At 63.7% G+C, this 13,729-nt stretch carries 3 protein-coding genes; 2 read left to right on the forward strand and 1 reads right to left on the reverse strand.

What is annotated here, in order from left to right; genetic code table 11:
- The first annotated feature begins 37 nt into the window (after positions 1 to 37).
- A complete protein-coding gene (locus tag F6X59_RS22570; protein ID WP_152958203.1) occupies positions 38 to 9,160 on the forward strand; it encodes a DUF4347 domain-containing protein in 9,123 nt (3,040 codons plus the stop codon).
- A gap of 50 nt (positions 9,161 to 9,210) precedes the next feature.
- Positions 9,211 to 10,686 carry a TolC family protein gene (locus tag F6X59_RS22575; protein WP_152958204.1) on the forward strand — a complete coding sequence of 492 codons (1,476 nt, stop codon included), beginning with the start codon at positions 9,211 to 9,213 and terminating at the stop codon, positions 10,684 to 10,686.
- A 113-nt stretch (positions 10,687 to 10,799) separates the two neighbouring features.
- Here the strand turns inward: F6X59_RS22575 and leuS are convergent, their stop codons facing one another.
- The gene (leuS, locus tag F6X59_RS22580) at positions 10,800 to 13,394 is read right to left on the reverse strand and encodes a leucine--tRNA ligase (protein WP_152958205.1); all 2,595 of its coding nucleotides are present in this window, start codon (positions 13,392 to 13,394) and stop codon (positions 10,800 to 10,802) included.
- Positions 13,395 to 13,729: the final 335 nt, after the last annotated feature.

Consider the following 13,729-nt stretch of genomic DNA (forward strand, 5'->3'; position numbering starts at 1 on the left):
TCATCGGGCAGGGCGGTGGCACAACCGGAGGTGCACCATGAAATTCATCGAACGTTTCTCGCGTCAGCCGGCCAAGCAAGCGCAGCCCGTCGATCCCGGTGCCGCGCCTTTGCTGATGGCTCTTGAGCCGCGAATCATGTTCGATGCGTCCGTGGGTGTGGTTGCCCAGGATGCCGCGCAGGCGACCAGCGAGCCGAGCGCGGACAGCACCTCCAAGGAGTCGGTGGCCAAGGATACCGCCAGCGCGGCGGCGAGCGCCGATACCCGCAGTACCCAGGGTACCCAGAGCAGCCAGGCCTCGCAGCGCCAGGAAGTGGTGTTCGTCGACGGCCAGGTGGGCAATGTCCAGCAACTGCTGGCGGGCCTGTCGAGCAATGCCGAGATCGTCGTGCTCGATCCGACCAAGGACGGCCTGCAGCAGATGGCCGACTACCTTCAGGGACGCCAGGGCATTGATGCCGTACACCTGCTGTCCCATGGCGCCGACGGTACGGTGCAGGTGGGTAATACCTGGCTGGCGTCGAGCAACCTGGCCGAGCACCGTGCTGCCCTGGAAAGCATCGGCGCCGCGCTCAAGGCCGACGGCGACCTGATGATCTACGGCTGCCGCGTCGGCGATAGCAGCACCGGCCAGGCCTTCATCGACCAGCTGGCGGCCATCACCGGCGCCGATGTTGCGGCCTCCGCCGACGATACCGGCGCCGCGCTGCTGGGCGGCAACTGGACCCTGGAACGCAACAGCGGCGCAATCGAGACTACGGCCCTGGCGGTCGACAACTACGAAGGCGTGCTGGTGGCATCCTGGAGCACCGGCAGCTCGCCGTTGGGCGGCACCATCGCCGCCGCAGGGCGGACCGTGGTCGGCGACTTCGATGGTGATGGCGATACCGACATCCTCTACCAGACCGGCGGCAACGGTAGCGCCTGGTCGTACGCGCGCAGCAACGGTGACGGTACCTTCACCCTGCAGACCCAGGCCCAGTCACCCTTTGCCGGTTTGACGCTGCTCGACCACAGCGGCACCAACTACTACGTCGGCGATTTCGATGGCGACGGTGACGTCGACATCCTGACCGGGGTGAACGCCACCACCGGTACTTTCTTGCGTAACGACGCGGGGACCTTCTTTCAGGCCTCCAGTGCCAACTTCCCGGCTCCGTTGGGCGGTACGCGGATGGTAGTGGGCGACTTCGATAATGATGGTGACACCGACATCCTCTACCAGACCGGTGGCAACGGTACAGCCTGGGCCTACGCCCGCAGCGAGGGCGGTGGCAACTTCACCCAGCTGACCCTGGCCAACTCGCCGTTCGCCGGCCTGTCCCTGCCGGACAATGTCGGCAACAACTACTATGTCGCCGACTTCGACGGCGATGGCGACCTTGATATCCTTGCCGCCGCCAGCGGTAGCACCGGCACCTACCTGCGCAACAACGGCAATGGCACCTTCTCCAGCCTGTCCACCGCCACTTTCCCCTCACCGGCGGCCAACGGCCGGATGCTGGTGGGCGATTTCGACGGCGACGGCAATGCCGATATCCTCTACCAGACCGGCGCCAACGGCACCGCCTTCCAGTTCGCCAAGAGCAATGGCGACGGCACTTTCACCATCATGTCCCTGGCCAGCTCGCCGCTCGCCGGCCTGAGCCTGATCGACCATACCGGGACCAACTACCGGGTCGGCGACTTCGACGGTGACGGCGACCTGGATATCTTCTCCGCCGCCGCCGGCACCACCGGTAACCTCTACCTGCAGAACGGCGCCGCGCCCGAACTGGTGAGCACTTCGCCGAGTGATAATGCTACCGGCGTCAGCACCACTGCCAACATCACCCTGACCTTCAGCGAATCGGTGACCAAGGGCAGCACCGGCAATATCTATATCATTCGCACCTCGGACAACACTGTGGTCGAGACCATTGCCATTGGCAGCGGGCAGATCAGTGGCTCCGGCACGACCTGGACCATCGACCCGTCGATCGTCCTGGCCGGCGGTGTGGCCTATGCCGTGCGCGTCGATCCGAAAACCTTCGTCGATTCCACCGGCACGGTGTTCAAGGGCATCAACAACCCGACCACGCTGAACTTCACAACGGTGGTGGCGCAGCCACCGGTACTCAGCAACGTCAATGGCGACGCCGTCACCTACGCCGAAGACGCCGCCTATGTGCTGCTCGACTCGGGCAGCAACGCCACCGTCACCGACGCCGACTCGGCCAACTTCAGCGGCGGCAAGATGACCGTGCAGATCACCACCGGCCTTGCCAGTGGCGAAGACGTGCTGTTCATCCGCGACCAGGGGAACGGGGCCAACCTGATTTTCGTGAGCGGCGCTTCGATCATCTACAACGGCCTGGTGGTCGGTACCTTCACCGGCGGCAGCAACGGCAACCCGCTGGTGATCACCTTCACCAGCAACGCCAACCCGACCACGGTTTCCGCGCTAGTGCAGAACCTGGCCTACCGCAACGCCAACAGCAGCGAGCCGTCGACCACCGCGCGCAGCGTGTCGATCAGCATGGATGACGGTGCCGGCGGCAGCAGCACGACGTCCGTGGTCAGCCTTTCCGTCCAGGCGGTCAACGATGCACCGGTAGTCAACATCACCGCGACCAACCCGACCTACACCGAGAACACCGCGGCGGTCCAGCTGTTCAGCGGCGCGACCATCAACACCGTCGAGTCCGGGCAGTCCGTGCTGCAGATGGTCTTCACCGTCACGGGTGTCGCCAACGGCGCAGCGGAGAAGCTGGTGATCGACGGCACCGACGTGACCCTGGTGCAGGGCACCTCGGTGACGACCTCGATCAATGGCATCAGCGTCAGTGTGTCGGTGAGCGCAGGCACGGCCACCGTCACCCTGGACAAGGCCGGCGGCCTGTCGACGGCGACGGCGCAGACCGTCCTCAACAGCCTGTCCTATCGCAATGACAGCGAGAGCCCGACCACGGTCAACCGGGTCGTGTCCCTGAGCACCGTGAGTGACAACGGCGGGAGCAGCAACGGTGGCCAGGCGACCGCTGCCGTGGGCATTTTCAGCACCGTGACCGTGGTCGGCATCAACGATGCGCCGGTCCTCAGCGGTGGGCCATACAACTTCGCGACCATCAACGAAGACACCACGGCCACTGGCGTGCGGATCTCGACCGTACTGGCCAACCACACCATGGTCGACCCCGATGTCGGCGCCCTGCGCGGTGTCGCGATCATCGCCAAGACCGGCAGCGGCACCTGGCAGTACTCCACCGACAACAGCAACTGGACCGACTTCGGTGCCGTCTCGAGTAGCAGCGCGCTGCTGATCGCCTCCACCACCTATATCCGCTACGTCCCGGACGCCGCCAATGGCGAGACCGCTACCCTGAGCTTTCGTGGCTGGGACCAGACCACCGGCACCGCCTCCGTCAACGGTATCCGCGGCCTGGCCGATACCACCAGCAATGGCGGCACCAGCGCGTTCTCCACCGGTACCGGTACCGTCAACCAGGTGGTGACCTCGGTCAACGATGCGCCGATCATGATCGGCGTAGCGCCAACCCTGCCCGGGCTCACCGACACCTCCACCAGCAGCGCCGGCACCCTGGTCAGCGACCTGCTGGGCGGTGTCACCGACGTCGACACCGGCGCGCTGAAGGGCATGGCCATCACCGGCCTGACCTCGACCTACGGCAAATGGCAGTACAGCACCAACGCTGGTGGTACCTGGAGCGACGTCGGCACTGTCTCCGCTACTTCCGCGCTGATCCTCACCGCGCAGAACCTGGTGCGCTTCGTGCCAGACGGCATCCACGGTGAAACCGCGACCATCACTTACAAGGCCTGGGACCAGACCAACGCCACCCTCGGCCTGCAAGGCACCAAGACCAATACCAGCGCCTCTGGCGGCACCTCGGCCTATTCCAGCCAGGTCGACACCGCCACCGTGGTGGTCTCTGCTGTCAATGATCGCCCGGTAGTGACGGTGACCGGCACTGCGGCTATCTGGACCGAAGGCAATAACGTCGTTTCGGATCGCATCGTGGTGGACTCCGGAGTGACCCTGTCCGACCCCGACGGTCCGAACCCGACCAGCGCCACCGTGCGCCTGCTGACCTACTACAGCGCCCAGGACAGCCTGGCCTTCGTCAACGACGGCCTGAGCATGGGCAATATCGTCGGCACCTGGAACGCCGGCACCGGCATCCTGACCCTGACGTCCGCCGACAACTCGGCAACTGCAGCGCAGTTCCAGGCCGCGATGCGGGCAGTGACCTACGGCAACGCCTCGGACACCCCGAATACCACGAGCCGTACCGTGCAGTTCCAGGTCACCGACGGTGATGGCCTGTCCTCCATCGCGGTCACCCGTGACATCACCCTCGTCGCGGTCAACGACTCGCCGACCATCAGCGCCCCAGCCTCGCAGCAGATCATCGAGGACGTCCCGGCGGCGCTCGGCTCGATCACCTTCAATGATGTCGATTCCACCCTGGGCATCGTCACCTTCACCGTCGCCAGCGGTACCCTCAGCGCCACCGGTGCCGGTGGCGTGACCGTGGGCGGCACCGCGACGGCGCTGACCCTGAGCGGCACCCTGGCCAACATCAACCAGTTCATCGCCAACAACCGCCTGGTCTACACCGCGGCGGCCAACGCCAGCGGCGATGTGACCTTGACCATCAACGTCAATACCACCAGCGTTTCCGATGCCACCACCACCATGACCCTGCAGGTGCAGGCGGTGAACGATGCGCCAGTGGCCAGCGTGCCGCCGTCCATCACCGTGACCGAAGATGTGTCCAGCGTGATCACCGGCATCAGCTTCACCGACGTCGATGCCGGCAGCAACACCGTAACCGCGACCTTCTCGGTACCGAGCGGTACCCTGAGCGCTACCTCGGGCATGGGGGTGTCCGTGGTCGGTTCCGGTAGCGGCCTGCTGACCCTGTCGGGCAGCCTGGCCAATATCAACGTCTTCATTGCTGCCAACAGCCTGACCTTCAAGACCGCCCAGGACGCCACTGCCAGTGTGACCCTCACGGTCAGCATCAACGACCGCGGCGCCAGCGGCAGCGGCGGCGAGCAGACTGACACCAGGACCGTGACTCTCAACGTCACGGCGGTCAACGATGCCCCGGTGAACAACGTGCCGGGTAGCCAGACCGCCTCGCAAAACGTCGTCCTTGGCTTCAACACCGCCAATGGCAATGCCATCTCGATCAGCGACGTGGATGCCGGCAACGGCCTGATGACGGTGACCCTGACCGCCACCAACGGCCTGCTCAGCCTGGGCAGCCTCAGCGGCATCAGCCTGGTGACCGGTACTGGCCTGAACAACATCACCATGACCTTCGAGGGCACCCGCAGCAACATCAACGCGGCGTTGCAGACCCTCACCTTCAGGCCGTCGAACAACTTCCTCGGCGCTGCCAGCGTGACTATCGAGACCAACGACAACGGCAACTCCGGTACCGGTGGAGCCAAGTCCGACGTCGACATCATCTCGATCAACGTCATCCCGGTGAACCCGAAGGTGATAAACGTCTCGGCACAAGGCCTGGACCGTACCGTGAAGGTCGGCGACGAAGTGCTGATCAGCATGACCTGGGACCAGGTGGTCAACGTCGATCTCAGCAGTGGCCGCCCGACCTTGCTGCTGGAAACCGGCCTGGTGGACCGCAACGCGCAGTATGTCAGCGGCAGCGGCAGCAACACCCTGGTCTTCAAGTACACCGTGCAGGCAGGTGATATCAGCGCCGACCTGGACTTCCAGAGCACGGCGGCGCTGCAGATGAACGGCGCGGTGATCAGCAACAACACCAGCGACCTGGCAGTCCTGACCCTGCCGACCATAGGTGGCGCCGATTCTCTCGGCGGGCGCAGCAATATCGTGGTCGACGGCGTAGTGCCGGTAGTGGGCAGTGTCTCCGCACCCGTGGATGGCACCTACATCATCGGCCAGGACCTGGACTTCACCGTCAACTTCAGCGAAGCGATGACGGTCGATACCAGCACCGGCGTCCCACGTATCGCCGTGACCCTGGATACCGGCGGCACCGTCTGGGCCGAGTACGTCTCCGGCAGCGGCAGCAGCGCCCTGGTGTTCCGCATGGTAGTCACCAGCGGCCAGCTGGACAGCAACGGCATCACCCTGGGCAGCAGCATCGACACCAATGGTGGGGCGATCACCGACCTGGCCGGCAACGCCACCGTGACCACCCTGAACGGCGTGGCCAGCACGGCAGGCGTCAATGTCGACGGCATCGCGCCGAGCGTGGCCAGCGTGACGCCGCCGGCGGATGGCAGCTACAAGCCCGGTGATGTACTGACCTTTACCGTCAATGCCAGCGAAGCCGTGCAGATCGGCAGCCTGGCGCCGCGCCTGACGCTGGATGTGGGCGGGGTGACCCGTTACGCCAGCTACGTGTCCGGTAGCGGTACCGACAGGCTGGTGTTCCAGTACGTGGTGCTGAGCGGTGACAACGACGCAAATGGCATCGCTGTCAGCAGCCTGGATCTGCGCGGCGATCAGCTGACCGACCTGGCCGGCAACGCGATCGATCCGGCCTTGGGCAACGGCAACCTGCCGGGCGTGCTGGTCGACACCACTGCACCGATCGCCAGCAATATCGTGCGCGTCGGCGCCAGCCCGAGCAACAGCAGCTCGGCCAGTTTCACCGTGACCTTCAGCGAGGATGTGAGCGGGGTTGATGTCAGTGACTTCACCCTGGCCCTGGGCGGCTCGGCGGCCGGCAGCATCGCCAGCGTTACCCGCGTCGACGGCCGCACCTACACCGTGCTGGTCGACAACCTGGCGGGTATCGGCAGCGTACAGCTCAACCTCAATGCCAGCGGTACCGGCATCGCCGATGCCGCCGGCAACGCCTTGGTCGGCGGCCTGAGCGGCGCCAGCTACAGCATCGACCGCGTCGCGCCGAGCGTGACCCATGTCGATGTGCCGAATGGCGGCACCTATGTGGCGGGGCAGAACCTCGACTTCACCGTGCACATGGACGAAGCCGTGCTGCTCGATACCAGCAACGGTTCGCCACGCCTTGAAGTGACCCTGGACAACGGGCAGACCGCCTATGCGACCTACCTGTCCGGCGCTGGCAGCAGCGCCCTGGTGTTCCGCTTGACCGTGGCGACCGGCCAGCTGGATACCACTGGCATTGCCATCGGCAGCGCGATCCAGCTCAATGGCGCAACCCTGCGCGATGCCATTGGTAACGATGCGCACACCGCACTCAACGGCCTGCCGAACACCGGCGCTATCCTGGTCGATGCGGTGGCGCCAACGGTCAGCAGCCTCGATTTGCCAGCCAGCGGTGCCTACAAGGCTGGTGATGTGCTGCGCTTTACCGTCAATGCCAGCGAGGTCGTCAACGTCAACGGTACGCCACGCCTGGCCCTCAACATCGGCGGCGTGACCCGTTACGCGGACTACGTTTCCGGCAGCGGCAGCTCGGCGCTGGTGTTCGAGTACACCATCGTCTCGCCAAACACCGCCAACAGCGGCATCGGCCTGCCGGGCAGCATCGACCTGAATGGCGCGACCCTGCGTGATCCGGCCGGCAACGCCATGAACCTGAACCTCAACGCCCCTGGCTCCGCCAGTGGGGTGATCGTCGATACCCAGGCGCCGGAAATCGCCAACATCGCCCGCGTCGAAGTCACACCGACCCATGCCGGCAGCGTGCACTACACCGTCACCTTCAACGAGAACGTCAGCGGTGTGGACAGCGCCGATTTCAGCCTTGCCTTCACCGGCAGCGCCAACGGGCGCATCGCCTCGATCACCCGCATCGACGGGCGTACCTACGAGGTGCTGGTGGACAACCTGGCCGGCGCCGGCAACGTGCGCCTGGACCTGAACGGCAGCAACACCGGTATCGTCGATGTCGCCGGCAACCCGGTCAGCGGCGGCCTGGCCGGCAGCGTGTACAGCATCGACCGCGTCGCGCCATCGGTGACCAGCGTCGGTGTGCCGGCCAGCGGCACCTACACCGCCGGGCAAACCCTGGACTTCACCGTCAACACCGATGAAGCGGTACTGGTCGACAGCAGCACCGGTAATCCACGCCTGGCCGTTACCCTGGACAACGGCCGGGTGGTCTACGCCGACTACCTGGCCGGCTCCGGCAGCACGGCGCTGACCTTCCGCCTGACCGTGACCAATGGCATGGCTGGCAACAGCACCTTCGCCGTGGCGTCGAGTATCGACAGCAATGGCGGCACCCTGCGTGATGCCATCGGCAACGACGCCAATACCGGCCTGCACAATGTCGGCAATACCCGTGGCATCCTGGTCGATGCCCGTGCACCGCAGCCAAGCAGCATCGTCGTGGAAGGGCCGGTGCTGCCGACCGACCGCAGCCTGAGCTTCACCCTGACCTTCGACGAGGCGGTCAGTGGTGTCGATGCCAACGACTTCAGCGTGCTGGGCACTGCCAGTGCCAGCGGTGTGGTGCAGTCGGTGCAGCGTATCGACGCGCAGACCTACCGCATCGTGGTCGGCGACCTGCGCGGGCAGGGCACCTTGTCCCTGAGCCTCAACGCGCTGAACAGTGGCATCCAGGATGGCGCCGGCAACCTGCTGGTGCAGTCCTTGGCCAGCGCCGCCCAGGCCCAGCAGACCCAGGATGTCGGTGATCTGGAATACCGCATCAACCCGCCGGACACCTCGCTTGTCATACAACCTTCGGTGATCCAGCCGCAGGTGCCGGGCATCGTCATCAACCAGAGCCTCTCGCCGCTGGTTCCCGGCCCCCTGTTTGACGTGCGTACCGTGGGCGCCGACCTGAAACCGCTGGGCACCATCTTCCTCGGCCAGGCCGGCAGTGCGCCGAGCTTTATCGCCCAGGTGTTCGGCAGCAGCGACAGCGGCCTCGGTGGCGGCGACGGCCAGGGCTTCCTGGGCTTCGGCGGGGGCAACGGCGGCGTCTTCGGCGCCAGCACCTTCGCCACCCTTTTCGGTCGCGAGGTACCCGGCGTCACCGAGCTGAACGTGTTCAGCGCCGGCCAGTGGAAACAGAGCGAGCTTAACCAGGGGCTGCGCGGGGTGTTCGGCGTACCGACCTTCGGCCAGCAACTGCAGCAAATCAACGAAGCCGACCAGCGCCAGGTGCGTGAGTTGGCCAAGGCCCTGGCAAAACCGGCAGAGATCGGCCAGCGGGCATGAAAGGCAGCACAACTTTTGATAATCGAGCCGTACCAGGGGGCGGCCCAAGGATGAACAAGAAACACACACTGTTTGCCGCCAGTCTGTTGGCATTGGCCATTGGCGGCTGCGCCGTGAAGACCGACCCGATCGAGCGCAGTGCCAGCGAAGCGCGTGCCCGTGCTGACCTGGCGCAGATCTACAAGGACCAGGAACCCCTCAACGGACCTCTGACCCTGCACCAGGCCATGGCCCGTGCGGTCAAGTACAACCTCGAAGCTCGCCTGAAGGTGATGGAAGAAGCCCTGGGCCAGCGTCAGCTGGACCTCGCCCAGTTCGACATGCTGCCGCGCATGGCCCTGTCGGCGGGCTATGCCGGCCGTAACAACGTCAGTGCGTCGAGCAGCCAGAGCATCCGCACCGGTACCCAGTCCCTCGAACCTTCGACCTCGCAGGACCGTGACCGCGACGTGGCCGACCTGACCATGGTCTGGAACGTGCTGGACTTCGGTGTCAGCTACCTGGGCGCCAAGCAGCAGTCCGACCAGCGCTACATCCTCCAGGAACGCAAGCGCAAGGTGATCCACACCATCACCCAGGACGTGCGTTCGGCCTATTGGCGCGCCGTGGCGGCGGAGCGCCTGCTGAGCCAGATCGATAACCTGATGGGGCGCATCGAGCAGGCCCGTATCAACAGCCAACTGATGAGCGCCCAGCGAATCGGTGACCCGGTCCAGGCCCTGAGCTACCAGCGCGCCCTGATCGAGGCAACGCGCCAACTGCAGGAGCAGCGCCGCGCGCTGACCCTGGCCAAGACCGAACTGGCGGCGCTGATCAACCAGCCGATGGACAAGCCCTACACCCTGGCGCTGGATGACAACTATGCGGTGCCGCAGCTGAACGCCGACTTCGCCAAGCTGGAGCAGCAGGCCCTGGCCAGCCGCCCGGAACTGCGCGAGCAGGACTACCAGTCGCGCATCAGCGCCACCGAAACCCGCAAGGCCATGCTGCGCATGCTGCCAGGCCTGGAGTTCTCGGCCGGTGGTCACTACGACAGCAACACCTTCCTGACCAATCAGAGCTGGGCCGACTACGGCCTGAAGGTTACCTGGAACCTGTTCAACGTGATGTCCGCGCCGACGGCGATCAAGGTCGCCAAGGCCGGGGAAAACGTCGCCGATGCACGCCGCCAGGCGATGTCCGTGGCGGTCATGGCGCAACTGTACGTGGCGCGGGCCAACTTCGAGGAAGCCAGCCATCAGTTCAAGACCAGCGAAGAGATGGCCAACCTCGACGGGCAGATCGCCGAGCAACTGCGCAACCGCTTCAAGACCAACAATATCGGTGAGCTGGAGCTGATCCAGGGCGAGCTGAACAATCTGCAGACCCAGCTCAAGCGCGACCTGTCCTACGCTGAAATGCGCAATGCCTACTCTCAAGTGTTCGTCAGCACGGGGGCGGATCCGCTGCCCAATGCGCTGGCGGATGACAAGGTGCAGACCATCGCCAATGCCTTGCAGGCTAGCGAGGACAACTGGAACCGTTGAGTTTGCTGTGGAGCTGATGACTTCATTGTCCACAACGCAGGATGATCACTGAACGAGAAAGCCGCCATTGTCAATTAATGCCGGCTTTCTGTTTTTCAGGGGCAGCCCCAAGGTCAGACGATGAAGTTCACCAATCGGTTAGGTACCACGATCATTCTCCCAGCACCTTCCAGATGCTTGCTCAATACCGCATCGCAGAGTGCCTGGGCACGGATCGTGTCATGATCGGCATCGGCCTGGACGAGAATTTCCCCACGCAGCTTGCCATTGACCTGCACCATCATCCTCACTTCATCCTGTTTCAGCGCTTCGTTGTCCGGGGTCGGCCAGGCACTGTCATAAATCGTGCCAGGGAACGTCAGCTCTTCCCAGAGTACCTGGGTAATGTGCGGCGTCACCGGATGCAGCACCTGAAGGAGAATGGACATGGTTTCCTGGCAGACCTGGCGGCCAGCGCTACGGGCGCCTTCGAGTACCTTGAGCATCTTCATCGCGCCCGAGACGACCGTGTTGTACTGCAGGCGCTCATAATCGTTATTGATCTGCTGCAGCAAGCCATGGGTCTCGAAACGCACACGGCTGGCTTGTGCGGCATCCGTCTCCAGGTCGTCACCTTCCTTCCAGCGAGCTTGCTCATCAACGGCATAGTTCCAGAGACGGCGCAGGAAGCGATAAGCCCCTTCGACACCGCTGTCGCTCCAGTTCGTGCTCTGGTCCGGAGGCCCTGCGAAGATGGTGAACAGGCGGGCGGTGTCCGCGCCGAATCGGTTGATAATGTCCTTGGGCTCGACCACGTTGTTCTTCGACTTGGACATCTTCTCCACGCCGCCCAGGCTCACGGGCAAGCCATCCTCAATCGCTGTGGCGCTGACCGGGCGGCCTTTCTCATCGTAATGAACCGCTACCTCGGAGGGGTAGAACCAGCGTCGGCTGCCGTCTCCGGCCTTGCGGTAGTAACTTTCCCGCAGCAGCATGCCCTGGGTGAAGAGGTTCTTGAACGGTTCACTGAAGTCCACGAACCCTTCATCGCGCATCGCCCTGGTCCAGAACCTGGCATAGAGCAAGTGCAGCACCGCATGCTCTATGCCGCCGATGTACTGGTCGATGGGCATCCAGTAGCGATTGCCAGGCCCGACCATCGAGGTGTGGCATTGCGGGTCGCAATAGCGAATGAAGTACCAGCTTGAATCGACGAAGGTATCCATGGTGTCCGCTTCCCGAAGCGCGGGTGCGGCACAACGCGGGCATGCGACGTGGCGGAACGCATCATGCTGCTGCAGCGGATTGCCACTGCCATCGGGAATGCAGTCGGTCGGCAATACCACCGGCAGGTCCTCATAAGGCACCGGCACGTCGCCACAGCGTTTGCAATGGATGATTGGAATCGGTGTTCCCCAGTAGCGCTGGCGGGAGATGCCCCAGTCACGCAAGCGCCAGGTCGTGGCTTGTTCGCCGCATCCGCGCTCGGCCAGGGCATCGGCGATCGCCACGGACGCCTGGTCCACCGTGAGGCCATCGTAGGTGCCAGAATTGATCAGGCGACCTTCCCGACTGGCGTAGCGATCCGACCATGCGGCAGGGTCGTAGGCGGCCTCTTCGAAAGCAATGACGGGGTGCACGTGCAGGCCGTATTGGCGGGCAAAGTCGAAGTCACGCTCATCGTGAGCCGGCACCCCCATCAAGGCGCCTTCGCCGTACTCACCGAGCACATAATTGGTGATCCAGACGGCGATCGGTTCACCGGTCAATGGGTGCTCGACTTGCAGGCCGCTCGGGATGCCGAGCTTGGCCTGTGCGCCGGCGGCAGGGCTGGCCTGTGCCGACTGCCGGCACGCCTGCACCTGTGGTTCGAGCCCAGGCTCGAGTTCGATGGCTCGCTTGGCCAGGGGGTGATCAGGGGAAACTGCGCAGAACGTCACGCCCATCAGCGTATCGACGCGCGTGGTGAATACCCACAGCTTGCCCGTGTCGATCAACTGCCCGCTGGCGTCTTCAATCGCGTGGGGGAAGCCCAGGCGTACGCCACTGGCTTTGCCAATCCAGTTGCGCTGCATACTGCGAACCATGTCTGGCCAGCCTTCCAGGGTATCGAGGGCCGACAGCAGCTCTTCGCCATACTGGGTGATGCGCAGGTAGTAGCCGGGAATCTCACGCTTTTCCACCAGCGCACCGGATCGCCAACCCCGTCCATCCACAACTTGCTCATTTGCCAGCACGGTCTGGTCGATAGGGTCCCAGTTGACGATTTGGGTTTTCTTGTAGGCCACGCCCTTTTCCAGCAGCTTCAGGAAGAACCACTGGTTCCACTTGTAGTATTGCGGATCGCAGGTGGCGATTTCCCGTGACCAGTCGAACGCGAGGCCGAGGGGTTGCATCTGCGCTTTCATGTCGGCGATGTTCATCCGAGTCCATTCGGCTGGAGACACGCCCGACTGCATGGCGGCGTTTTCCGCCGGCAGGCCGAATGCGTCCCACCCCATCGGCATCAGGACGTTATAGCCCTTCATTCGCAAGTGGCGGGCTAACATGTCATTGATCGTGTAGTTGCGCACATGGCCCATGTGCAACTTCCCGGACGGGTAGGGCAACATGGAACAGGCATAGAATTTCGGCCGACTTTCGTCTTCGACAGCCTTGAAGACCTCATCGCGAAGCCACTTGGCCTGAACCGTGCTTTCAACCCAGGCTGGATCATACTGCTGTCGCATAGGCGCTCCTTGAAGTTACTAGCGCCGAGTGGCAATCAACCTCTCGGCTTATGCGTTATTGTTGGATATGGCTTGGCCTACTGAATTACACCTGCTGCCGGAGCAGGCGTTTAGGATGATTTGTAAGAATTTATTGTGAAGAAACTGACCTGCATTTTCAAAATGCCGGTCGCTGTCTAGAGAGTTGAGTGGTTGGTCAGTAAGATCAAATATGGCCAAGGCCTAACTTTGTTGTCAAGCGCTTCTTTCCAGAAATTGCGGAGGGCTTTGAATAGTAATGCGGAGGGTGATTATTGTTGAATTATCTAATCCAAGGCGCATGGGCTGCGGTCTCG

It is taken from the genome of Pseudomonas sp. MN1F (assembly GCF_009391885.1).
GTDB lineage: Bacteria > Pseudomonadota > Gammaproteobacteria > Pseudomonadales > Pseudomonadaceae > Aquipseudomonas.